The organism is Pseudomonas spirodelae (genome assembly GCF_034653255.1).
Taxonomy (GTDB): Bacteria; Pseudomonadota; Gammaproteobacteria; order Pseudomonadales; family Pseudomonadaceae; genus Aquipseudomonas; species Aquipseudomonas spirodelae.
Window position 1 is genome coordinate 1 of the sequence record NZ_JAYEET010000008.1, and the last position, 24033, is coordinate 24033.

General features: G+C 59.7%; 22 protein-coding genes. 9 read left to right on the plus strand and 13 right to left on the minus strand.

Annotated features, from left to right (window positions below):
- The coding region (locus SOP97_RS02805; RefSeq protein WP_322948163.1) for an IS5 family transposase at positions 1 to 799 on the minus strand (799 nt) is incomplete at its 3' end.
- Positions 800 to 830: 31 nt separating this feature from the next.
- Between SOP97_RS02805 and SOP97_RS02810 the strand changes: the two genes are divergently transcribed.
- Entirely contained in the window at positions 831 to 1142 is a 312-nt protein-coding gene (locus SOP97_RS02810; RefSeq protein ID WP_322948164.1) for a YegP family protein, read from the plus strand.
- 217 nt (positions 1143 to 1359) lie between these two features.
- Complete coding sequence (locus SOP97_RS02815) at positions 1360 to 1608, plus strand: TIGR03643 family protein (protein WP_322948165.1); 249 nt, start codon at positions 1360 to 1362, stop codon at positions 1606 to 1608.
- Positions 1609 to 1720: 112 nt separating this feature from the next.
- Here SOP97_RS02815 and SOP97_RS02820 read toward each other — a convergent pair whose 3' ends face one another.
- The 8 genes from SOP97_RS02820 to SOP97_RS02855 all read right to left on the minus strand — a co-directional run bounded on the left by SOP97_RS02820 (position 1721) and on the right by SOP97_RS02855 (position 10753).
- Positions 1721 to 2614: an ABC transporter permease subunit gene (locus SOP97_RS02820; RefSeq protein WP_274087325.1), complete on the minus strand. Its 894-nt coding sequence runs from the start codon at positions 2612 to 2614 to the stop codon at positions 1721 to 1723.
- Complete coding sequence (locus SOP97_RS02825; RefSeq protein ID WP_274087437.1) at positions 2611 to 3492, minus strand: ABC transporter permease subunit; 882 nt, start codon at positions 3490 to 3492, stop codon at positions 2611 to 2613. Before SOP97_RS02825 ends, SOP97_RS02820 begins: the two co-directional genes overlap by 4 nt.
- Before the next feature lie 26 nt (positions 3493 to 3518).
- Positions 3519 to 4661: a polyamine ABC transporter ATP-binding protein gene (gene potA / locus SOP97_RS02830; RefSeq protein WP_274087326.1), complete on the minus strand. Its 1143-nt coding sequence runs from the start codon at positions 4659 to 4661 to the stop codon at positions 3519 to 3521.
- 53 nt (positions 4662 to 4714) lie between these two features.
- Positions 4715 to 5806: a polyamine ABC transporter substrate-binding protein gene (locus SOP97_RS02835; RefSeq protein ID WP_322948166.1), complete on the minus strand. Its 1092-nt coding sequence runs from the start codon at positions 5804 to 5806 to the stop codon at positions 4715 to 4717.
- A gap of 68 nt (positions 5807 to 5874) precedes the next feature.
- Positions 5875 to 6972, minus strand: coding sequence for an extracellular solute-binding protein (locus SOP97_RS02840; protein WP_274087328.1), 1098 nt, complete (start codon positions 6970 to 6972; stop codon positions 5875 to 5877).
- 158 nt (positions 6973 to 7130) lie between these two features.
- On the minus strand, positions 7131 to 8504 hold the full coding sequence (locus SOP97_RS02845) for an aspartate aminotransferase family protein (protein WP_274087329.1): 1374 nt from the start codon (positions 8502 to 8504) through the stop codon (positions 7131 to 7133).
- Between the two features lie 94 nt (positions 8505 to 8598).
- Positions 8599 to 9957, minus strand: coding sequence for a glutamine synthetase family protein (locus tag SOP97_RS02850; protein WP_274087330.1), 1359 nt, complete (start codon positions 9955 to 9957; stop codon positions 8599 to 8601).
- Between the two features lie 43 nt (positions 9958 to 10000).
- Positions 10001 to 10753 (minus strand): gamma-glutamyl-gamma-aminobutyrate hydrolase family protein, encoded by a 753-nt coding sequence (locus SOP97_RS02855; RefSeq protein WP_274087331.1) that lies wholly within the window; start codon positions 10751 to 10753, stop codon positions 10001 to 10003.
- Between the two features lie 276 nt (positions 10754 to 11029).
- Here SOP97_RS02855 and SOP97_RS02860 point away from each other — a divergent pair, with 276 nt between their 5' ends.
- Together SOP97_RS02860 and SOP97_RS02865 are read left to right on the plus strand one after the other, a co-directional pair.
- Positions 11030 to 12406 (plus strand): glutamine synthetase family protein, encoded by a 1377-nt coding sequence (locus SOP97_RS02860; RefSeq protein ID WP_274087332.1) that lies wholly within the window; start codon positions 11030 to 11032, stop codon positions 12404 to 12406.
- A 147-nt stretch (positions 12407 to 12553) separates the two neighbouring features.
- Positions 12554 to 13612: a polyamine ABC transporter substrate-binding protein gene (locus SOP97_RS02865; protein ID WP_322948167.1), complete on the plus strand. Its 1059-nt coding sequence runs from the start codon at positions 12554 to 12556 to the stop codon at positions 13610 to 13612.
- Positions 13613 to 13744: 132 nt separating this feature from the next.
- Here the strand turns inward: SOP97_RS02865 and SOP97_RS02870 are convergent, their stop codons facing one another.
- Positions 13745 to 15109, minus strand: coding sequence for a CYTH domain-containing protein (locus SOP97_RS02870; RefSeq protein ID WP_274087334.1), 1365 nt, complete (start codon positions 15107 to 15109; stop codon positions 13745 to 13747).
- Positions 15110 to 15221: 112 nt separating this feature from the next.
- On the opposite strand from SOP97_RS02870, the gene SOP97_RS02875 reads away from it, so the two are divergent.
- From SOP97_RS02875 to argA, 4 genes are all read left to right on the plus strand, one after another.
- Positions 15222 to 15899: a TIGR00153 family protein gene (locus SOP97_RS02875; protein WP_274087335.1), complete on the plus strand. Its 678-nt coding sequence runs from the start codon at positions 15222 to 15224 to the stop codon at positions 15897 to 15899.
- Positions 15900 to 15938: 39 nt separating this feature from the next.
- Positions 15939 to 17204 (plus strand): inorganic phosphate transporter, encoded by a 1266-nt coding sequence (locus SOP97_RS02880; RefSeq protein WP_274087336.1) that lies wholly within the window; start codon positions 15939 to 15941, stop codon positions 17202 to 17204.
- A 65-nt stretch (positions 17205 to 17269) separates the two neighbouring features.
- Complete coding sequence (gene argE / locus SOP97_RS02885) at positions 17270 to 18451, plus strand: acetylornithine deacetylase (RefSeq protein ID WP_322948168.1); 1182 nt, start codon at positions 17270 to 17272, stop codon at positions 18449 to 18451.
- A gap of 99 nt (positions 18452 to 18550) precedes the next feature.
- Positions 18551 to 19849 carry an amino-acid N-acetyltransferase gene (gene argA, locus SOP97_RS02890; RefSeq protein WP_274087338.1) on the plus strand — a complete coding sequence of 433 codons (1299 nt, stop codon included), beginning with the start codon at positions 18551 to 18553 and terminating at the stop codon, positions 19847 to 19849.
- Between the two features lie 194 nt (positions 19850 to 20043).
- Here the strand turns inward: argA and SOP97_RS02895 are convergent, their stop codons facing one another.
- From SOP97_RS02895 to trpB, 3 genes are all read right to left on the minus strand, one after another.
- Positions 20044 to 20688: a TetR/AcrR family transcriptional regulator gene (locus SOP97_RS02895; RefSeq protein ID WP_322948169.1), complete on the minus strand. Its 645-nt coding sequence runs from the start codon at positions 20686 to 20688 to the stop codon at positions 20044 to 20046.
- A gap of 257 nt (positions 20689 to 20945) precedes the next feature.
- Complete coding sequence (gene trpA / locus SOP97_RS02900; protein WP_322948170.1) at positions 20946 to 21755, minus strand: tryptophan synthase subunit alpha; 810 nt, start codon at positions 21753 to 21755, stop codon at positions 20946 to 20948.
- Positions 21752 to 22963 carry a tryptophan synthase subunit beta gene (trpB, locus tag SOP97_RS02905; RefSeq protein ID WP_322948171.1) on the minus strand — a complete coding sequence of 404 codons (1212 nt, stop codon included), beginning with the start codon at positions 22961 to 22963 and terminating at the stop codon, positions 21752 to 21754. Before trpB ends, trpA begins: the two co-directional genes overlap by 4 nt.
- Positions 22964 to 23098: 135 nt before the next feature.
- Between trpB and SOP97_RS02910 the strand changes: the two genes are divergently transcribed.
- The gene (locus SOP97_RS02910) at positions 23099 to 23986 is read left to right on the plus strand and encodes a LysR family transcriptional regulator (RefSeq protein WP_322948172.1); all 888 of its coding nucleotides are present in this window, start codon (positions 23099 to 23101) and stop codon (positions 23984 to 23986) included.
- Positions 23987 to 24033 lie beyond the last annotated feature (47 nt).

Consider the following 24033-nt stretch of genomic DNA (forward strand, 5'->3'; position numbering starts at 1 on the left):
CCTTGGCCTTCTCGATTTTGCGCTTGGCTTTGTATAGAGCGCTGCGCTTGCCCAGTTTCTTGTAGGTGCTGCGGCGTGCCGCCACCTGCCAAATAACCTTCCGGCCATCATGCTCCGGACGCTTTTCGACACCGGTATAGCCCGCATCGGCTCCCACCATGTTTTCCTCACCGTGCAACAGCTTGTCGACTTGGGTGATATCCGCCACGTTGGCCGCCGTGCCCACCACGCTGTGCACCAGGCCGGACTCGACGTCCACGCCGATATGGGCCTTCATACCGAAGTAGTACTGCTGGCCTTTTTTGGTCTGATGCATCTCCGGGTCGCGCTTACCGTCCTTGTTCTTGGTCGAACTCGGCGCATTGATCAGCGTGGCATCGACAATCGTGCCTTGGCGCAGCGACAACCCTCGGTCGCCCAGGTAGCCATTAATCACGGCCAGGATGCCCGCGGCCAGCTCGTGTTTCTCCAGCAAGCGACGGAAGTTGAGGATAGTGGTTTCATCAGGGATGCGCTCCAGGCTCAGCCCAGCAAACTGGCGCAGGATGGTGGTTTCGTACAGCGCCTCTTCCATCGCCGGATCGCTGTAACCGAACCAGTTCTGCATCAGATGCACTCGCAGCATCGCCATCAGCGGATAGGCCGGACGACCACCATCACCCTTGGGGTAATGGGGTTCGATCAAGGCAATCAACCCCTTCCACGGAACCACCCGATCCATTTCGATCAGGAATAATTCTTTGCGGGTCTGCTTGCGCTTGCTGGCGTACTCGGCGTCGGCGAAGGTCATCTGCTTCATCGGAAAACTCAGCGGGTGGAATCCGGGTATTTTGCCAAAATCAGGAAGTCTTCTTCAGAATTTCCTTAAAGCGGGCAATGCGGAAACCATTCTCACAAGTGAGTTATATAAAACCAGAGCAAGCGCTGAGAACGGCATTGCCTCGGTGCAAAATAACTGCCAAACAGATGAGCGCTACGACAGGAAAGAGTCGGCGAACAATAAGTTTTACTTTAATTTAAAGGCGGCTAATCATCAGATTATTGGCTCCAGCCAAATGTATGCGACGGCGGCGGCGCGTGATAAGGGCATTGAGTCCGTAAAAAATAACGGGACGTCTGAGACAGTCAAAGACCTGACGTAAACCATCAGCGCTTATGCGCTGAACGCTGTCGCTCTACCGGGCACTGCGCCGCACGCTCTGCAGTGTCCGGCTTTACCGCCGCCCGCCTAACCGCCGTAACCCAATTGCGCCACGCACCGTTTACCTCGGCTACAAAACCTTTCACAGCCTGTACCAGCCTCTTATGATGGGCGCCGTATCAGCGCCAGATTAATCAGCATGCGATGAGGTCAGGGTGGTGTTTTCAGAGAGTGAGTTATCACGGGTTATCGAGATGGCCTGGGAAGATCGAACGCCGTTCGAAGCCATTCAATCGCAGTTCGGCTTGGATGAGGCTGGGGTGATTGCGCTGATGCGACGCAGCCTTAAGCCGGGCAGCTTCAAGCTATGGCGCGAGCGGGTCAGTGGTCGGCAGACCAAGCATCTGCAGTTGCGCGACCCGCAGGTGGTCCGAGGGTATTGCCCGACGCAGTACAAACACCGTTAGCGCGGTCGGTGCGCCAGGGTATCTGCCAGCACTTGCGAGCCCCTTTATGGGGTGAGCACCACAGCAAAAAGGGCCACATATGTGGCCCTTTTTGTTTTAACCCGCCGTGCGATCAAGCATGCACTTGCGAGGGGTCGCGGCGGTTATCGGGGCCGTCTTGCAGGTGGGCACCGGTGGATTCATCCATCGCTTGCTGCAGGGCTTTCTTGCGCTTTTCTTCGGCACGGTGGGCGAAGAACCACACCAGGAAGGTGGCGAAGGACACCGACAACAGGATCAGGCTGGCCACCGCGTTGATTTCCGGCTTCACGCCCAGACGTACCGCGGAGAAGACTTCCATCGGCAAGGTGGTCGAGCCCGGCCCGGAGACGAAGCTGGCGAGTACCAGATCGTCCAGCGACAGGGCAAAGGACATCATTGCGCCGGCCGCCAGCGAAGGCGCGATCATCGGGATGGTGATCAGGAAGAACACCTTCCACGGTTTGGCACCGAGGTCCATGGCCGCTTCTTCGATGGACAGGTCCAACTCACGCAGGCGCGACGACACCACCACGGCCACATAGGCCGAACAGAAGGTGGTGTGGGCGATCCAGATGGTCAAGATGCCGCGCTCAGCCGGCCAGCCGATCAGCTGGGCCATCGCCACAAACAGCAACAGCAGCGACAGACCGGTAATCACCTCGGGCATCACCAGCGGTGCGGTGACCAGGCCACCGAACAGCGTGCGGCCCTTGAAGCGGGTGACGCGGGTCAGCACGAAGGCGGCCATGGTGCCCAGCGCAACGGCGGCAATCGCGGTGTAGCAGGCGATTTCCAGCGAGCGCATCACCGAGTTCATCAGCTGGGTGTTGTCGAGCAAGCCGACGTACCACTTCACCGACCAGCCGCCCCACACCGTGACCAGGCGCGACTCGTTGAACGAGTAGATCACCAGGATCAGCATCGGCAGGTAGATAAAGGCAAAACCGGCCCACAACATAAAGTTGGAGAAACTAAAACGCTTCATGGCCGGCCCTCCATTTCTTTCGCTTGGTGACGGTTAAACAGAATGATCGGGATGATCAGGATCGCCAGCATGACCACCGCCAGGGCGGAGGCTACCGGCCAGTCGCGGTTGTTGAAGAACTCTTGCCAGAGCACCTTGCCGATCATCAGGGTTTCCGGACCACCGAGCAGTTCAGGAATCACGAACTCACCCACCACCGGGATAAACACCAGCATGCAGCCGGTGATGATGCCGCCTTTGGCCAGCGGTACGGTGATTTTCCAGAAGCTGTTGAAGGTGCTCGACCCCAGGTCGGCGGCGGCTTCCAGCAGGCTCTGGTCGTGTTTTACCAGGTTGGCGAACAGCGGCAGGATCATAAACGGCAGGTACGAATAGACGATACCGATGTACACCGCCAGGTTGGTGTTGAGGATCTGCAGCGGTTCGTTGATCACCCCCAGCCACAGCAGGAAGCTGTTGAGCAGGCCGTTGTTGCTGAGGATGCCCATCCAGGCATACACGCGGATCAGAATCGCCGTCCAGGTCGGCATCATGATCAGCAGCAAAAAGACCATTTGCTTGGCTTTGTCGGCCCGCGCGATGGCGTAAGCCATTGGAAAGCCAATCACCAGGCAAAGCAGCGTGCTGATGGCGGCTATTTTCAATGAGCCCAAGTAAGCCGCCAGGTACAGCGCATCTTCACTGAGGAAGATGTAGTTACTCAGGTTAACGATCAGGGTGAAGGTGTTGTCCACCCAGCTGAACACCTCGGTGTAGGGCGGGATGGCAACATCGGCTTCGGCAAAGCTGATTTTCATCACAATGATGAAAGGCAGCAGGAAGAATAGGAACAGCCAGAGGAAGGGCACCCCAATTACCAGGTGCCGGCCCTTGGGCATACGGCGGCTGATGCTTCGGCTGATATTCATGAGCGTAATGTCACCCCGCTGTCGTCCTCCCACCAGACGTAGACTTCATCGTCCCAGGTAGGCCGTGCGCCGCGCCGTTCAGCGTTGGCGACAAATGACTGGACGATCTTGCCGCTTGGCAGCTGCACGTAAAACACCGAGTGGCCACCCAGGTAGGCAATGTCGTGCACGGTGCCGCGTGACCAGTTGTACTCAAAGCCTGGCTGCTCGGTGCTGAAGAGCATTTTTTCCGGGCGAATGGCGTAGGTGATGCTCTTGTCCTGCACCGAGGTATTAACCCCGTGGCCGACATAGATGTTGCGCTCAAGATCGGGGCTGTCGATCAGCGCGTGGTCTTCCATGTCCTCGACTACGGTGCCTTCGAACAGGTTGACGCTGCCGATGAACTCGCAGACCAGGCGGCTGGTCGGGGTTTCGTAAATGTCGACCGGGCTGCCGATCTGGGCGATCCAGCCGAGGTGCATGATGGCGATGCGCTGGGCCATGGTCATGGCCTCTTCCTGGTCGTGGGTCACCATGACGCAGGTTACGCCGACGCGCTCGATGATCTCGACCAGCTCAAGCTGCATCTGCGAACGCAGCTTCTTGTCCAGAGCGCCCATGGGCTCGTCGAGCAGCAGCAGCTTAGGCCGCTTGGCCAGCGAACGCGCCAACGCCACACGCTGACGCTGACCACCGGAGAGCTGATGCGGCTTGCGCTTGGCGTACTGGCTCATGTGCACCAGCTTGAGCATTTCTTCAACGCGGGCGGCGATTTCCGCCTTGGGCATTTTGTCTTGCTTGAGGCCGAAGGCGATGTTCTCGGCCACGCTCATGTGCGGGAACAGGGCGTAGGACTGGAACATCATGTTGATCGGCCGCTCGTAGGGCGGCAGATCGGTGATGTCTTCACCGTCGAGGAAGATTCGCCCCTCGGTAGGCCGTTCGAAGCCAGCGAGCATGCGCAGCAGGGTTGATTTACCCGAACCCGAACCACCGAGCAGAGCGAAGATTTCACCCTTGTTGATGGTCAGCGAAACATCATCTACGGCGATGGTTTCATCAAATTTCTTGGTGACGCGCTCAATTTTGACCAACACCTCTTTCGGTTGCTGATCGCCTTCAAGCACTTTCTTATAGGCACTGGAAGCAACTGCCATTCCCAACACTCCCGCAAAAGTAGCGCCCGGCCAATTGGCCGGGCGTTTTAAAGTTATTGGCCGGACTTAATCTTGGTCCAGCTGCGCGTCATCAAGCGTTGTACTTTCACCGGCAATTCCGCCGAGATGTACAGCTTGTCGAGGACGTCCTGCGGCGGATAAACCGACTCGTCGTTACGCACCTCTGGGTCCATGAACTCGCCTGCCTTGGTATTAGGGTTGGCATAACCGACGTAATCGCTGACCTGGGCAATGGCCGCTGGGTCGAGCAAAAAGTTGATAAAGGCGTGGGCTTCTTTCGGGTTACCGGCATCAACCGGAATGGCCATCATGTCAAACCACAGGTTGGCGCCTTCTTTCGGGATGCTGTAAGCGATCTCGATGCCCTTGCCGGCTTCTTCAGCACGGTCGGCGGCTTGCAGAATGTCACCGGAGAAGCCCACCGCTACGCAGATATTGCCGTTGGCCAGGTCACCGATGTATTTCGAGCTGTGGAAGTAACGCACGTAAGGACGCACGGCCAGCAGCTTGGCTTCAGCCTTGGCGTAGTCGGCGGCGTCACGGGTGTTAGGGTCGAGGCCCATGTAGTTGAGCACGCCGGGAATCATTTCGTCGGCCGAGTCGAGGAAGCTAACGCCGCAAGCCGCGAGCTTCTTCATGTTTTCAGGCTCGTAAACCATGGCCCAGGAGTCGATCTTGTCGACGCCCAGCACTTCTTTGATTTTGGCGACGTTGTAGCCAATACCGTTGGTGCCCCACAGGTAAGGCACTGAATACTGGTTACCGGGATCGTTAACGTCCAACTGCTTGAGCAGCGCTGGATCGAGATTTTCCCAGTTCGGCAGCTGACTGCGGTCGAGCTTCTGAAACGCGCCCGCCTTGATCTGCTTGCCGAGGAAATGGTTGGACGGCACCACGATGTCGTAGCCAGAGCGGCCCGCCAGCAGCTTGCCTTCCAGGGTTTCGTTGCTGTCAAAGACGTCGTACAAGGCTTTGATGCCCGTGGCCTTCTGGAAGTCGGCCAGGGTGGTTTCGCCGATGTAGTCGGACCAGTTGTAGACCTTGACCACAGGCTCGGCGGCTTGCACGGCGGAGACGCTGACGGCGGCGGCCAGCAGACCGGCCAGAAGTGGAGTACGACGCATAGTGATTTCCTTATTGTTGTGGGTGAATGCGGTGGAGGAAGCCACCGCACACCTTTAGGGCTATGGCATTACTGACCAGATTTGATCTTGGTCCAGCTGCGCGTCATGGTGCGCTGCACCTTGGCGGGCAGATCCGGGAAGGTGTAGATCTTGGCCATGGTTTCGGCGTCCGGGTAGATGCCCGGGTCGTTACGCAGCACGTCATCCACCAGCGGCGTGGCGGCGGCGTTGCCATTAGGGAATTGCACGACGTTGGTGATGTTGGCCATGACGTCTGGCTTCATCAGGTAGTTGAGGAACACGTGAGCGGCTTCAACGTTTTTCGCATCGGCTGGGATGGCCAACATGTCGAAGAAGCTGCCAGCACCTTCTTTCGGGATGCTGTACGAGATGTTCACGCCATTCTTGGCGTCTTCAGCACGGGACTTGGACTGATACAGGTCACCCGAGTAGCCAATCGCCACGCAGATGTTGCCGTTGGCCAGGTCGCCGATGTACTTGGAGCTATGGAAGTAGGAGGTCGAAGGACGAACCGAGAGGAACAGTTCTTCGGCTTTCTTCAGCTCACCGGCATTGGTGCTGTCCGGCTTGAAGCCCAGGTAGTTGAGTGCAGCCGGGAGAATTTCAGTCGGCGAATCGAGGAACGACACGCCGCACTCTTTCAGCTTGGCCATGTTTTCTGGCTTGAATACCAGGTCCCAGGAATTGACCGGTGCGTCTGCGCCGAGCGCAGCCTTGACCTTGTCGACGTTGTAACCAATGCCGATGGTGCCCCACATGTAGGGGATCGAGTACAGGTTACCCGGGTCGCTCGGATCGAGGGCTTTGAGCAGGTTCTTGTCGAGGTTTTCCCAGTTGGGCAGCTTGGACTTGTCCAGCTTCTGGTAAACGCCGGCCTTGATCTGCTTGGCCAGGAATGGGTTAGACGGCACCACGATGTCGTAACCGGAGCTACCGGCCAGCAGTTTGGCTTCCAGGGTTTCGTTGCTGTCAAAGACGTCGTAGACGACCTTGATGCCGGTTTCCTTCTGGAAGTTATCGATGGTGTCTTCTGCGATGTAGTCGGACCAGTTGTAGACGTGAAGGACTTTGTCATCCGCGTGTGCGGCACTCACCACAGCCCCAGCAAGGGACAACGCGAGAAGGGTTTTGCCGAAAGTTTTCATGCGTACAGCTCCTGTTGTTGTAGTCATATCCGAAAGATGCGCAGCCATCTGCAGCACCTTCCGGTGAGCCTGACACACGCATTGGCGCAGTCTGGCAAGGTCACACCCCTGTTTCAACATTCAGACATAAGTGCCTGAAAAACAAAGAATATTAAACCTTAAACCAGCACCTCTGCGGCAGTCAGGTCGAGGCATTTACGGGCCTTTTCCAGCAGTTCGTCGATTTCCGCATGGCTGATCACCAGCGGCGGCGAAATAATCATGGTGTCGCCTACGGCGCGCATGATCAGACCATTATTAAAGCAGTGTCCGCGGCAGATCATGCCCACACCCACATCGCCGGAGAAACGCTTACGGCTGGCCTTGTCCTGCACCAATTCAATGGCGCCCAACATGCCGACGCCGCGCACTTCACCCACCAGCGGGTGATCGGCCAGCTCACGTAAACGTTTCTGCAAATACGGTGCCGTTTCTGCCTTGACCCGCTCAACAATCTTTTCTTCACGCAGAATACGCAGGTTTTCCAGGGCCACCGCAGCAGCCACCGGGTGCCCGGAATAGGTGAAGCCGTGGTTGAAATCGCCGCCCTGGTTAAGCACCTCGACGATGTCATCGCGCACGATCAGCCCGCCCATGGGGATGTAGCCGCTGGTCAGGCCTTTAGCGATGGTCATCATGTGCGGCGTGTTGCCGAAATAGTCGCTGCCGAACCACTCACCGGTGCGGCCGAACCCGCAGATCACTTCATCGGCGACAAATAGAATGTCGTACTTGGCGAGAATCTCGCGGATGCGCGGCCAGTAGCTGTCCGGCGGAATAATCACCCCACCGGCGCCTTGGATCGGCTCGGCAATAAAGGCGGCAACATTCTCTTCGCCGACTTCGAGGATTTTCTGCTCCAGCTGATCGGCCGCCCAGATGCCGAACTCGTCAGGGCTCATGTCGCCGCCCTCAGCAAACCAGTACGGCTGCGGGATGTGCACGATGCCCGGGATCGGCAAATCGCCCTGTTCGTGCATGTACTTCATGCCGCCCAGGCTGGCGCCGGCTACGGTGGAGCCGTGGTAGCCGTTAACCCGACTGATGATGACCTTCTTGTTGGGCTGCCCCTTGATTGCCCAGTAATGGCGCACCATCCGCAGCATGGTGTCGTTACCTTCCGAACCCGAGCCGGTGAAGAACACGTGGTTCATGCCTTGCGGGGCCAGATCAGAAATCGCCTTAGCCAGCTCCAGCGCCGGCGGCGTGGCGGTCTGGAAGAACATGTTGTAGTAGGGCAGCTCTTGCATCTGCTTAGCAGCGGCGTCTGCCAGCTCTTTGCGACCATAGCCAATCGCCACACACCAGAGCCCGGCCATGGCATCGAGGATCTTGTGACCCTCGCTGTCCCACAGGTACACGCCATCGGCCTTGGTGATAATGCGCGGCCCGTTTTCCGCCAACTGTTTGAAGTCGCTAAACGGCGCGAGGTGGTGTTCGCGGCTCATGGCCTGCCACTCGCGGGTTTTCGGGTTGGTCACTTGACTGTTCATAACAACACCTTGATTACACAGGCTGCGCATTGCAGCCCAGGAAAATACTTGGCAGTGGCTGGCGCCGGGGTCACCCGCGCCAGCCACCTGACGGTTACACCGACAGCAGCAGGAACTCGCGTTCCCAGGAGCTGATTACGCGTTTGTAGTTCTCGTGCTCGGCACGCTTAACGGCTACGTAGCCGCGCATGAACTTCTCGCCCAGGTACTTCTCGGCGGCCTTGCAAGCCTCCATCCGCTCCAGCGCATGCTCGATGGTGATCGGCAGACGCAGGTTGCGGCGCTCGTAAGCACGCCCTTTGACTGGCGCACTTGGCTTAATGTCTTCAACCATGCCCATGTAGCCGCACAGCAGCGAAGCCGCGAGGACCAGATAGGGGTTGGCGTCAGCACCGGCCAGGCGGTTTTCGACACGGCGGTTCTGCGGCGTGGCTTCCGGTACGCGCAGGCCAACCGTGCGGTTCTCTTCGCCCCATTCGACGTTCACCGGCGCCGAGGTGTCCGGCAGGAAGCGGCGGAACGAATTGACGTTTGGCGCGAACAGCGGCAGCAGCTCAGGGATGTACTTCTGCAGGCCGCCGATGTGGTTCATAAACAGCTGGCTCATGCTGCCGTCGGCATTGGAGAACAGGTTCTTGCCGGTCTTGATGTCCACCACGCTCTGGTGAATGTGCATCGCGCTGCCTGGCTGATCGGTGATCGGCTTGGCCATAAAGGTCGCGGCCACATCGTGCTTGAGCGAGGCTTCACGCATGGTGCGCTTGAATACGGTGATCTGATCCGCCAGATGCAGCGCCTCGCCGTGACGGAAGTTGATCTCCATCTGTGCCGGGCCGTCTTCGTGGATCAGCGTGTCGAGGTCCAGGCCCTGGATTTCGCACCAGTCGTAGACGTCTTCAAACAGCGGATCAAATTCGTTGGCGGCATCGATAGAGAACGACTGGCGGCCCACCTCAGGACGCCCGGAGCGGCCCATCGGCGCTTCCAGCGGGAAATCCGGGTCGCTGCAACGCTTGGTCAGGTAGAACTCCATTTCCGGCGCGACGATCGGCTTCCAGCCCTTATCGGCATACAACTTGAGAATATTCTTGAGGATGTTGCGCGGCGACAGCTCGATCGGATTGCCCTGCTTGTCGAAGGTGTCGTGGATCACCATCGCCGTCGGCTCCAGCGCCCATGGCACCAGGAACGCGGCGTTCTCATCCGGGCGGCAGAACATATCAATGTCCGCCTCGTCGAGCAGGTCGTAATAGATGTCATCCTCGACGTAGTCGCCGGTCACTGTCTGTAGCAGCACACTCTCGGGGAGGCGCATGCCCTTTTCGTCGAGGAACTTATTGGTCGGCGAAATCTTACCGCGGGCAATGCCGGTAAGATCGCTGATCAAGCATTCAACTTCGGTGATTTTGCGTTCTTTCAGCCAGCTCGAAAGCTGGTCTAATTTGGTGCTCATAGAGACCTCAGGGTTGGTGAGAACCGACTTATATAGAGTCGGTTCAGCGTTGCCCCGCCGTCTTCCTGCAAGCCTCACCAAAGGCCTGGAAGATGGCGAGATAATTCGGGTTAGATCGTACCTGCCATTCAGGGTGCCATTGCACCCCCAAGGCAAAGCTTTTGGCACCTTCGACGGAGAAGGCTTCGATCAACCCGTCAGGCGCCAGTGCTTCTACGCGAAGGCCCGGCGCCAGACGCTGAACGCCCTGGCCATGAATGGAATTAACTTGAATCTCGTCCGGCAAGCCGATGCCGGCGAGCAGCCCGCCCGGCTGCACATGCAGCGCGTGACGCAGGCCATATTGTTGTTCTACGGGAAGATCAGCGGGTTCACGGTGGTCCATTAACCCGGCAACCTCATGCACACGCTGATGCAGTGCACCACCAAAGGCTACGTTCATCTCCTGAAAACCACGGCAAATGCCCAACACCGGGATACCGGCAGCAATTGCTGCTTTAATCAAAGGAAGTGTCGTATTGTCACGCGCCGGATCATGCGCAGTGCCGGGTTCACTGGCGTCGCCAGCATAGTGATGGGGTTCAACGTTGGAAGGCGAGCCGGTAAACACCAGGCCGTCGAGTTGCTGCAGCAGGTAAGCCTGATCAAGCTGCTCACCCAGTGCAGGGATGATGACTGGCATACCACCTGCCACCTGAACAATTGCTTGCAGGTATTTATCACCGGCAGTGTGGTAGATGTTGTGCCCGATCTGCTTGGTGCAGGCACTAACGCCGATTATCGGCTGGCGCGACATGAGACACCCGTTTTATTGCTGTTATGGGTTTTGGCCGAGCTTAGCCTTGTTCATTTTTTTTCACAATAGCCATGTAAAAAATTGAACACACCCGACTGAGCACCGCGAAAGACAAGGGCTTCAGCTAGGCTGCACTGCCCTGTAATGCCCTGAAATTGGCCACCAAGCACCAATTAGGGGCAAAACGCGCCTCTCTTGACAGCATCAGGTGTTTAAGATTGACTCACACCCGTGCAATTGCATGATTGATATTTTTAACATAAAAGGTGTTGCATCATGTCGGTACCCCCGCGTGCCGTTCAGCTTAACGAAGCGAACGCGTTCCTTAAGAAACATCCTGAGGTCCTGTTCGTCGACCTTCTGATCGCAGATATGAATGGTGTGGTGCGCGGTAAGCGTATCGAGCGTGCGAGCCTGCATAAGGTTTACGAGCGCGGCATCAATCTCCCGGCGTCTCTATTCGCTCTGGATATCAATGGTTCAACGGTGGAAAGCACCGGTCTGGGTCTGGATATCGGCGATGCCGATCGTATCTGTTATCCCATCCCCAACACCCTGTGCTACGAGCCTTGGCAGAAGCGCCCTACCGCGCAACTGTTAATGACCATGCATGAACTGGAAGGCCAGCCGTTCTTTGCCGATCCACGGGAAGTGTTGCGTCAGGTGGTCGAGAAGTTCGACGAACTGGGCCTTACCATTTGTGCAGCCTTCGAGCTGGAGTTCTACCTGATTGACCAGGCCAACGTGAATGGCCGTCCGCAGCCACCGCTGTCGCCCCTGTCAGGCAAACGTCCACACTCGACTCAGGTGTACCTGATCGACGACCTCGATGAATACGCCGAGTGCCTGCAGGACATCCTCGAAGGTGCTAAAGAGCAGGGCATCCCTGCCGACGCCATCGTCAAGGAAAGTGCGCCGGCGCAATTCGAGGTGAACCTGCACCACGTCGCCGATCCGATCAAGGCCTGCGACTACGCGCTGCTGCTTAAGCGCCTGGTTAAGAACATCGCGTATGACCATGAAATGGACACCACCTTCATGGCCAAGCCGTACCCCAACCAAGCGGGTAACGGGCTGCATGTGCACATCTCGATTCTCGACAAAGACGGCAATAATATTTTTGCCTGCGAAGATCCTGAGCAGAACGATGCACTGCGCCACGCCATTGGCGGCGTGCTGGAAACCATGCCTGCTTCGATGGCCTTCCTCTGCCCCAACGTCAACTCTTACCGTCGCTTCGGTGCGCAGTACTACGTACCGAACTCACCAAGCTGGGGTATCGACAACCGCACCGTAGCCCTGCGCGTACCGAATGACACGGCCGATGCCGTGCGCATCGAGCACCGCGTCGCCGGCGCAGACGCCAACCCGTACTTGCTGCTGTCGGCGGTATTGGCTGGTGTGCACCACGGCCTGACCAACAAAATCGAGCCGGGGCCGCCTGTAGAAGGCAACTCCTACGAGCAAAACGAGCAAAGCCTGCCGAACAACCTGCGCGATGCCCTGCGCGAGTTGGACGACAGTGAAATCCTGGCACGCTATATCGACCCGAAATACATCGATATCTTCGTCGCCTGTAAGGAAAGCGAGTTGGCCGAGTTCGAGAACTCCATCTCCGACCTCGAGTACAACTGGTACTTGCACACCGTTTGATGCAACACCCAACGCCGGCCTTCGAGCCGGCGTTTTTTATTCTGCGCGCTGCGCCACGCCTGCCCTTTATTCACGTCTCGGCGCGATGACGGGCAAGCTGCGCCGCACATTCCTGCTGACGCGACACGACCTCTTCGGGAGATCACCATGCCTCGCCTGTTTGCCTTACTGCTGCTTGCCCTGACGCCGCTGCTGGCCAGCGCCGAAGAGGTGATACGCGTCTACAACTGGAATGACTACATTGCCCCGCAGGTGCTCAAGGACTTCGAGGCCGAAACCGGTATTCGCGTGGAATACCACACCTTCAGCACCGCCTCCGAGTTGGACACCATACTGGCCAGCGGTGAAGCGATTGATATTGCCGTGCCTTCGCACGATGCGCTGCCAGCGATGATCAAGAACGGCGCCCTGCAGCCGCTGGATTTCAAGCGACTGCCCAACCGCAAACACCTCGACAAGCAACTGCTCAGCACCCTGGTCGCCCTCGACCCCGCCAACCGGCATGCCGTGCCCTACCTATGGGGCGCCGTGGGCCTGGCAATCAATACACCGCTCGCGGAAGCAGCCTTTGGTGGCCCGCTACCGGACAGCTGGAGCCTGCTGTTCGACGCGGAACAGAGCGCGCGGCTAGCCCCTTGTGGCATCAGCCTGCTGGATGCACCCGACGAGACCCTGACCGTACTACTCAGTTATCAAGGCCGCAGCCTGGCACGCAGCTCGCCGAGCCGGATCAAGCGCAGCAGCCAAGTGCTCGACGGCCTGCGCCCCAACCTGCGCTATATCGACAGCGAGCGTTATATCGACGACCTCAACCAGGGCAAACTGTGCGTCGCCATGGCCTGGGTTGGCGATGCGCTAGCCGCTGCCGACGCCGGCCAACCCGTGCGTTTTCTGGTGCCGGATGAAGGCTCGGTGCTGTTTATCGACAGCCTGGTCATCCCCAGCAGCGCCAAACGTCCAGACCTGGCTCATCGCTTTATCGACTACCTGATGCAGCCCAAGGTCGCCGCACTGATTACCGCCGAAACCCTGTACCCCAGCGGTAATGCCGACTCACAGGCGTTTCTCGACGAAGCCCTGCGCAACCAGCCGGGCTTGTACCCGGATCGCGAAACCAAACGCCGCCTGCACGCATTGGAAACCCTGCCGGAAAAGCACAGCGCGACCCTGGAAGCCGTGTGGACACGCTTTCGTGATGGCAGTTGAGTGATAGAACAGGGAGAAGCTGTTGGCTCTGGCATTCTGCGTCGCACTACGTCCTGCATCCCTGCAGTGGTAGCCGCACCAAGAGCCGCCAACAAGACTGATGCCCCGCAAGGGGCATCAGTCGGCAGCCGCTTACTTGACCAGCTGACGCCAGGCCTTTAGCGAACCGATGGTCAATAGCTGCGCCTTGCGCGCCGCCAGTACATCCGGGTCAATGGTCTGATTGGCCAGCTCGACCAGTTTGTTCAGTTCACCATAGAGCCGGTCGACTTCTGGCACCTCCAACACCTCACGCGCCAAATGCAGCCACACCTGCAGGCGCTCGATACGCGGCAGCTGTTCGGCCAGATCTTCCGGCTGCTGCTGATAACGACGCAGCTGCAGGGCAGCGCCCTCTTCCGCAATCAAGGTCGGCAACCAGTTACCCAGTGGCGCAGCACCTTGGCGGTTGCCACGGTTATTGCGCTCCTGGGTCCAGCTGCGCGCCAGCAACCAGCGCGAGGTGGTCAGGGAGAACAGGCCCCAGCGGGTGTTTTCAAGCTCGGCCGCGAACTGCGCCGGAGCATTTTTGCGCACCTGCTCATCCAACTGACCGGCCAGCAGCAGTGGCCGCCATTCCAACAGCAACGCATCAAGCAATTCACGCAAGGCATGACTGCTCGCACGCGGCGCGGCCTGGCCGAGGCTACCGAGCAGCGCTCGCAAACCGATCAACTGCTCCAGCCACTCGACCAGCAAGCGCCAGTGGCCATTGAAGCGGTATTGTTCCGCCAGGCGCTGGCTGCTGCCCAGCAGGTACCAGCCCAGCGCGACGACGCTGTCGTCGAGGCTGGTTTCCGCGCTCACGGCAGGCGCCGGCAGATTCAGGCTGTAGCTGCTGGCATCGAACAGCCGATAACCGCGTTCGGCCTTGCTGATATCGCAGGGCATCAGCGCCAGATCAGCCGCCAGCTCGGCAGCCAGCTCCAGCAACGCATCGGGTTCACCCTGGCGCAGCTCCAGTTCCAGCTCGCAGATTTCTTCCTCGCCTTCGCCGGCAATCACCTTGCCCAGGTCCAGCGCGGCCTCGATCACCACCTTGGCCTTGCCGCGACCCCAGGCGATTTCCGCCTTCTCACGGATAAAATCAGTGGTGAAGATCGGTACCAACTGCTTCTTGTCCAACTCGGCCAAGGCCGCTGGCCAGCAGCTGTCATCGAGTTTTTTCAGGTCCAGCTTGGCTTTAGCCAGGTTCCAGTCCCACTCATTGCGCTCCGACAGGCCGGCCACGCTTTGCCCACGGGTTTTCAGGGTCTGAATAAACTGCTCACCGTCGCGGCGCACGCGCAGAGCCACCTTGGCGGCTGCCAGATCGCGCTCGGGGGTATCGAAGTACTGATTGAACAGTTCGCGCGGCTCCCAACCACTCTTGTTGCGCTTCTTCAGCAACGGGTGATCACGCAGGGCGGCCAAGGTTGCACGGCTAACCCGCAGTTTGATTTCGGTTTCTTTGTTCATGATGATGGGAGTCAACGCCTACTATGAAATTGTGACAGTCCGATTACCTGCGCTAGCGGGCCTGCGGACTGATCCGTATACTTGCCGCCTTCTTAACGCCGGGGTTCACCCTATGCCAGTCAATCCATTTGCCAGCCTGTTTGGCCGCTCACCGATTGGGCCAATGCAAAAGCACTTTGCCAAGGCTCACGAGTGCGCAGCGAATCTGGTGCCGTTCTTCGAAGCCGTAATGGTCGAGGATTGGGCCAAGGTAGAACAGGTACAGCAGGAAATGGCCAGCCTCGAAGGTGAGGCCGACAAGCTCAAGAAAAACGTGCGCTTGCACCTGCCCAAGAGTCTGTTCCTGCCCGTACCGCGCTCGGATCTGCTTGAGCTGCTGAGTGTACAGGACAAAGTTGCCAACCGCGCCAAGGACATCGCCGGCCTGATGCTCGGCCGCGAAATGACCATTCCGCAGCCGCTGCAACAGCTGATGCGCGCGTTTGTACAACGCACCGTGGATGCCAGCGCCCAGGCGCTGAAGGCCATGAACGAACTCGACGAGCTACTGGAAACCGGCTTTGGTGGCCGCGAAGCAGTGCTGGTCGAATCCATGGTCATGGAACTGGAACAAATCGAACGCGACACCGACAAGATGCAAATCGAAGTGCGGCGTACGCTGTTCAAACTGGAAAAGGATCTTCCTGCGGTCGATGTGATGTTCCTCTACAAGATCATCGAGTGGATCGGCGACGTAGCCGACCGTGCCGAACGTGTCGGCAACCGACTGGAACAACTGCTGGCGCGCTAAGCGCCAGTGTCCTTTCTGGAATCTACGGATTAATTATTTATGTCTCTGATTGCGGACTACGGCCTCGTATTGCTGCTGCTTGCCTGTCTCTTCGGCTTTTTCATGGCCTGGGGCGTGGGTGCTAATGATGTGGCCAATGCCATGGGCACCTCGGTGGGCTCGCGCGCACTGACCATCAAACAGGCGATCCTGATCGCCATGGTCTTTGAGTTTGCCGGCGCCTACCTGGCCGGTGGCGAGGTGACCGATACCATCAAAAACGGCATTGTTGATGCCACCATGATCACCCCGGACCTCATGGTCTTGGGCATGATGTCCGCCCTCTTGGCAGCCGGCACTTGGCTGCTAGTGGCGTCGACACGCGGCTGGCCGGTCTCTACGACACACTCCATCGTCGGCGCGGTGATCGGCTTTGCGGCTGTTGGCGTGTCCATGGATGCCGTGCACTGGAGCGGTGTGGGTCCGATCGTGGCCAGCTGGGTGGTGTCGCCGCTGCTCTCGGGCTTTGTCGCTTTCTGGCTGTTTACCAGCGTGCAAAAGCTGATCATCGACACCGACAACCCCTTCCTTAATGCCAAGCGTTTCGTGCCGCTGTACATGTTCATCACCGGCTTCATGGTCAGCATCATGACCCTGACCAAAGGCCTCAAGCACATCGGCTTGCACCTCTCCAACACGGAAGGGCTGATGCTCTCACTGGCTATCGGCGCGGTCGTCATGCTGCTGGGTATCGCCCTGCTCAGCCGGATCAAGGTCGACGTAGAAGCCGACAAAGACTTCCACTACGCCAGCGTGGAGAAGGTCTTTGCCGTCCTGATGATCTTCACTGCCTGCGCCATGGCCTTCGCCCATGGTTCCAACGATGTGGCCAACGCCGTCGGCCCTCTGGCAGCGATTGTCGGGGTGATTCAGTCCGGCGGTGAAGCCGTGATTGGCGCCAAATCCGCCGTACCAGGCTGGGTGTTGCTGCTCGGCGCGGTGGGCATCGTTATCGGTCTGGCCACCTATGGTTACAAGGTGATCGCCACCATCGGTAAAGAAATCACCGAACTGACCCCAAGCCGTGGCTTTGCGGCCGAACTGGCGACCGCCACCACCGTGGTCGGCGCCTCGGCCATGGGCCTGCCGGTCTCCACCACCCACACCCTGGTGGGTGCGGTACTGGGTGTGGGCCTGGCGCGCGGTATTGGCGCGCTGAACCTGGGCGTGATCGGTAAAATCTTTATCTCCTGGCTGATCACCCTGCCAGTGGGCGCTGCGCTGTCGATTTTCTTCTTCTTTATCCTGCGCGGCATCTTCCTCTAAGCACCTCACGGTTTTATCTCCGCAAGCGTTAGCCCTATGATGGGACTCGCTTGCGGAGATAGCCGATGCCCCTGCCTTCCCTCAAAGACCAATTCGCCGCCCTGATCGCCGCCCCATCGGTCAGCTGTACGCAGGCGCATTGGGATCAGTCCAACCGTCCCGTCATTGACCTGCTATCTGGTTGGCTTAGCGACCTCGGCTTTGCCTGCGACGTGCAGCACGTGGCACCCGGCAAGTTCAACCTGCTCGCCAGCTATGGCAGCGGCCCTGGCGGCTTAGTACTGGCCGGGCACAGCGACACCGTGCCGTTCGATGCGCAGCTGTGGCAAACCGACCCACTCAAGCTCACCGAAGTCGATGGTCGCTGGATTGGCCTGGGCAGTTGCGACATGAAGGGATTCTTTGCCCTGATCATCGAGGCCGTGCAACCGCTCCTCGGCCAACCGTTCAAACAACCGCTACTGATTCTCGCCACCTGCGATGAAGAAAGTTCGATGTCTGGCGCGCGCGCCCTGGCCGCCGCCGGCCAGCCGCTGGGCCGTGCGGCGGTGATTGGTGAGCCGACCGGGTTACGGCCGATTCGCCTGCACAAAGGCATCATGATGGAGCGCATCGATATTCTCGGACAAAGCGGCCACTCCTCGGACCCAAGCCTCGGCCACAGCGCGCTGGAGGCCATGCAGGACGTGATGTTCGCGCTACGCGACCTGCGTGCGCAGTGGCAGCGCGAGTTCAACAACCCGCAATTCAGCATGCCGCAGCCAACCCTGAATTTCGGCTGCATCCATGGCGGCGATAACCCCAACCGTATCTGCGGCCAATGCGCACTGGAGTTCGACCTGCGCCCCTTGCCCGGCATGCAGCCGGAGGCGCTGCGCGCGGCGATCCGCCAGAAGCTGCAACCGCTAGCCGAGCAACACCAGGTAAAAATCGACTACGCGCCCCTCTTCCCCAGCGTGCCGCCGTTTGAGCAAAACGCCGACGCCGAACTGGTGCGCATCGCCGAACGCCTGACCGGGCACAGCGCCACGTCGGTGGCATTTGCCACCGAAGCGCCTTATCTTCAGCAGCTTGGCTGCGAAACCCTGGTACTCGGCCCCGGCGATATCGACTGCGCCCACCAGCCGAATGAATACCTGGACATGTCACGTTTGCAGCCGACCGTGCGTCTGTTGCAACAACTGATCGAACATTACTGTCTGAACCCCAGCCAACCGGCTGTGCCATCTGGAGGAGAGAACGCGTGAAGCTGTCCCAACTGCGACGATAAAAGCGCTCCCGGCTGCCTCGTCTGGCGCACGCGCGCCACCCCATGCGTTCCATACTCGACACAGGTTCTTCAGGTAATGCACGACCACGTTAATTGGCTCCGCCACGCTTCGCCCTATATCAATGCCCACCGCGACTGCACCTTTGTCGTCATGCTGCCGGGCGAGGGCGTTGCCCACGCCAACTTCGGCAATATCGTTCATGACTTGGTGCTCCTGCACAGCCTGGGCGTGCGTTTGGTGCTGGTGCACGGCTCGCGCCCGCAAATTGAAACGCGCCTGGCAAGCAACGGTTTAACCCCACGCTATCACCGCGACCTGCGCATCACCGACAGCCCAACCCTGGACTGCGTGATTGATGCCGTCGGCCAGCTGCGTATCGCCATTGAAGCGCGCCTGTCGATGGACATGGCGCGCTCGCCCATGCAGGGCTCACGCATGCGCGTGACCAGCGGCAACTTCGTCACCGCACGGCCGATTGGCGTGGTCGATGGCGTTGACTATCACCACACCGGCGAAGTGCGGCGCATCGACCGCAAGGGCATCAACCGTCAGCTGGATGAGCGCAGCATCGTTCTGCTGTCGCCTCTGGGCTATTCGCCCACTGGCGAGATCTTCAACCTGGCCTGCGAAGACGTCGCCACCCGCGCTGCCATTGACCTTGATGCCGACAAGCTGCTGCTGTTCGGCGCCGAGTGCGGCCTGCTCGACGCCGCCGGTAAGCTGGTGCGCGAACTGCGCCCACAACAAGTACCCGCGCACCTGCAACGCCTGGGCAACAGCTACCAGGCCGAGTTGCTCGACGCCGCGGCAGAAGCCTGCAAGGGCGGCGTGCGGCGCAGCCATATCGTCAGCTACGCCGAAGACGGTGCGCTGCTCAGCGAGCTGTTCACCCGCACCGGCAACGGCACCCTGGTGGCACAAGAACAGTTCGAGTCGCTGCGCGAGGCAACCATCGAAGATGTCGGCGGCTTGATGGAGTTGATCACCCCATTGGAAGACCAGGGCATTCTGGTGCGCCGCTCACGCGAGGTGCTGGAGCGCGAAATCGAGCAGTTCAGCATTGTTGAGCGCGAAGGGCTGATCATCGCCTGCGCGGCGCTGTACCAGATTGCCGACTCGGATTTTGGCGAGCTGGCGTGCCTGGCAGTCAACCCGGCCTACCGCCACGGCGGACGCGGCGATGAATTGCTTGAACGCATCGAGGACAGGGCACGGGCGCAAGGCCTGAAAACCCTGTTCGTGCTCACCACCCGCACCGCCCACTGGTTCCGCGAGCGTGGCTTCGAACTCAGCAGCGTCGACCGCCTGCCCGCCGCACGCGCCTCGCTGTACAACTACCAGCGCAACTCACAGGTGTTTGAAAAAGCACTGTAGCAAGCACAACCTTCTCAGCCTGTAGGGTGGGTTAGCGACACCTACCGCATGACTCAAGGAAGGCTGCGGTAAAAGAGTGTCGCGTAACCCACCAAGCGGTATCAGCCCATTTGGTGGGTTACAGCGCACCGATTACGCTTGAGTGGTTAGCGATGCAATAAGCGCCTAACCCACCCTACGAAGCTTGTCTGTCGCTAATCCGCCTGGGCGTGATTGCGTTTCGGCAGATGGGTTGGCAGGTACAAACCGATATAGGCATCGAACACCCGCATGCCTTCCTCGGCCATACGTGGGGTGATTTCGCCGTGCAGCTGCACCGAGCGCGCATACACGCGGTCGCCCAGTTCCATGGCCAGGGCGAACACGTCTACGTCGTCCGGCAGCTGCGGCAAGGGGAAATGGCGGTCGAACAACACCTGCATCGCCTGGCCCAGCTCGATGTCGTGCTGGCGATCGGCCTGGGTCACTTCAGCCAGGCCGTGCTGCGCCAAAATCAGCTGACGCGCAGCGGCATCGGCCGCGTAGATCGCCAACATACGCTGCTCGACCAACCGCGACAGATCACGCCAGTCGCGCAGGCTGGCATGCTCCACCGGTTCCTGCAGGCAGGCGCGAAACGCCGCGTGAATATCTGCCGTCAGCGCTTCAAGCAATGCCGGCACGCTGGCGAAAAAGTGATACACCGACGAGGGCGGAATCTGCGCGCGCTCGGCCACGCTGTAGATCGACAGGCTGGCCACGCCCTGTTCGGCCAGTAACTCACGGGCAGCCGCTAGTATGCCGGCGATGCGGTTCTGGCTACTGGCGCGGGGTTTGCGGGCAACAGGCGGACGTGACATGGCGAGACTCGGAGCAAGGGGAGTGCTATTGGACGCCAGGCAGCGGCCAGCTCGCAAGTTTCTCAGAACCGGTTTCGGATCTCGCGAGCTAGAGCGAGACAAGGCAAAAATGGCCGAGGAAGCGGAGTTTACGAGTTGTAAATGAGCACTACTCGCTTCACTCGCCCTCCGGGCCGCGCTAAAGCGCGTTAGCCGCAAGCGGCTTGCCGAGGCCATTTTTAACGCAGTATCGCCGACGCGCAGCAGATCCGAGGGTGTCAGACGCGTGCGCCGCGTACACCTTCAGCCAACGCCGCACACAGGCTCAGCACGCCCTCTACGGCCTGCTCGTTGCTGCTGGCATTGGCGATCTGGTCGATCAGTGCCGAGCCCACCACCACACCTTCGGCCAAGCGCGCGATAGTCGCGGCATGCTCAGGGGTACGGATGCCGAAGCCGATGCACAACGGCAGGTCGGTATGCCGACGCAGGCGGGTAACGGCCTGCTCGACGTGCTCCAACGTGGCAGAACCGGCACCGGTCACGCCGGCCACCGAGACGTAATAGACGAAGCCAGAGCTGCCGTTGAGCACGGTCGGCAAACGCTTGTCATCGGTGGTCGGGGTGGTCAGGCGGATAAAATCGATACCGGCTGCCTGCGCGGGGTCGCACAGGTCAACGTTATGTTCTGGCGGCAGGTCGACCACGATCAGGCCGTCGACACCAGCCTCTTTGGCTTCAGCGATAAAGCGCTCGACGCCATATTTGTGAATCGGGTTGAAGTAGCCCATCAGCACCAGCGGCGTGGCCTGCTCGCCTTCACGGAATTCGCGAACCATCTGCAGGGTTTTCGCCAGGTCCTGCTTGCCTTCGAGGGCACGAATGTTGGCCAGCTGGATCGCTGGACCATCGGCCATCGGATCGGTGAACGGCATACCCAGCTCGATCACATCGGCACCGGCTGCAGGCAAGCCCTTGAGGATGGCCAGGGAGGCATCATAGTTCGGGTCGCCGGCGGTGACGAAGGTCACCAAGGCGGCGCGATTTTGCTGTTTCAGTTCGGCAAAGCGGCTCTGCAGGCGGCTCATGCGTGCGTCTCCTGTTGTTCCATGTGGTGCACGATGGTTTGCATATCTTTGTCGCCACGGCCAGACAGGTTGACCACCATCAGGTGATCCTTGGGCAGATTCGGCGCACGCTTGAACACTTCAGCCAACGCGTGAGCGGTTTCCAGTGCCGGGATAATGCCTTCCTGGCGGCAGCAAATATGGAAGGCTTCCAGGGCTTCGGTGTCAGTCACCGAGGTGTACTCGACGCGACCAATCTCATGCAACCAGGCGTGCTCTGGGCCGATGCCCGGGTAATCGAGACCGGCAGAAATCGAGTGGGCGTCGATGATCTGGCCGTCGTCGTTCTGCAGCAGGAAGGTGCGGTTACCGTGCAGTACGCCCGGTACGCCACCGTTCAAGCTGGCCGCGTGTTTGCCGGTTTCGATGCCATGACCGGCCGCTTCAACGCCGATGATTTTCACGTCTTTGTCGTCAAGGAACGGGTGGTACAGGCCGATGGCATTCGAGCCACCGCCGATGCAGGCGATCAGGCTGTCGGGCAGGCGACCTTCCTGGGCAAGCATCTGCTCACGGGTTTCCTTGCCGATCACCGCTTGGAAGTCGCGGACCATTGCCGGGTAAGGGTGCGGGCCGGCCACGGTGCCGATCATGTAGAAGGTGCTGTCGACGTTGGTCACCCAGTCGCGCAGGGCTTCGTTCATTGCATCTTTCAGGGTGCCGGTACCGGCGACCACGGGAACCACGGTTGCGCCCATCAGCTTCATGCGCAGTACGTTAGCGTTTTGGCGATGGATGTCAGTGCTGCCCATGAAGATCACGCATTCCATGCCAAAGCGCGCCGCCACGGTGGCGGTGGCCACGCCGTGCATGCCCGCGCCAGTTTCGGCGATGATGCGTTTTTTGCCCATGCGCTTGGCCAGCAACACCTGGCCGATGCAGTTGTTGATCTTGTGCGCGCCGGTGTGGTTGAGCTCTTCGCGCTTGAAGTAGATCTTCGCGCCGCCGCACATGTCGGTCAGACGCTCGGCGAAGTACAGCGGGCTCGGGCGGCCGACAAAATCACGCTGAAAGTAGGCCAGTTCCTTCTGGAACTCAGGATCAAGCTTGGCCTTCTCGTATTCGTCGGCCAGGTCATGGATCAGCGGCATCAGGGTTTCGGCGACATATTGGCCACCGAACGAGCCGAAAAGGCCGTTGGCGTCAGGGCCAGCGCGGAAAGAAGTCATGGCGTTCTCCTTGGGAAAGTAGCGCTGTAGTTCGCGGGCCCAACCCGCTTCTCTACGGCAATGGACACAGGATAAAGCTGCAGCCCGCGCGACAAAAGCGATAAGATCGCCGCAACCTGTTAGGAAAACTCACACATGAGCCAGGACCTTCCGCCGCTGAATGCCTTGCGCGCCTTCGAAGCCGCTGCGCGCCTGAACAGCATCAGCCAAGCAGCAGATGAGCTGCATGTCACGCATGGCGCCGTCAGCCGACAGGTGCGCCTCCTCGAAGAGCACTTGGGTGTGGCCTTGTTCAGCAAGGAAGGGCGCGGCCTTAAACTCACAGATTCTGGGGTTCGTTTACGCGATGTCAGCGCGGAGTTGTTCGGCCGCCTGCGCAGCACCTGCGCCGAACTGCAGCAGGGCCAGGCCGATGCGCCGTTTGTCTTGGCCTGCCCGGGCAGCCTGCTGGCGCGCTGGTTTATTCCGCGCCTGGACCGGCTCAACCGCGAGTTACCGGAACTGCGCTTGCAGCTGTCCGCCAGCGAAGGCGAACTGGACCCGCGCCGCAGCGGTGTGGACGCCACCCTGTGGTTCGCCGAGCCGCCGTGGCCGGCGGATATGCAGGTGTTCGAGCTGGCGGCCGAACGCATCGGCCCGGTGCTCAGCCCACGCTATGCGCACTTCGCCGCACTGCATCAGGCGCCCGCAGCAGCCCTGCTGAATGAGCCGCTGCTGCACACCAGCTCACGCCCGCAAGCCTGGCCCAGCTGGGCAGGCAGCAATGCACTGGACGCCTCAACACTGAAACTCGGCCAGGGCTTCGAGCATCTCTATTACCTGCTGGAAGCTGCCGCCGCAGGCTTGGGTGTGGCAATTGCCCCGCAGCAACTGGTCGCCGATGACCTTGCCGGCGGTCGCCTGGTTGCGCCCTGGGGCTTTGTCGAAACCTCGGCACGCTTGGCCTTGTGGGTGCCGGCGCGCCGCCTGGATAAACGCGCGCAGCGCCTGGCCGAGTGGTTACGCAGCGAGCTGGCGCGCTGAAACGCTCCTACAGATCGGGCAAACCGCTGGGGTTCAACTAGCGTTGA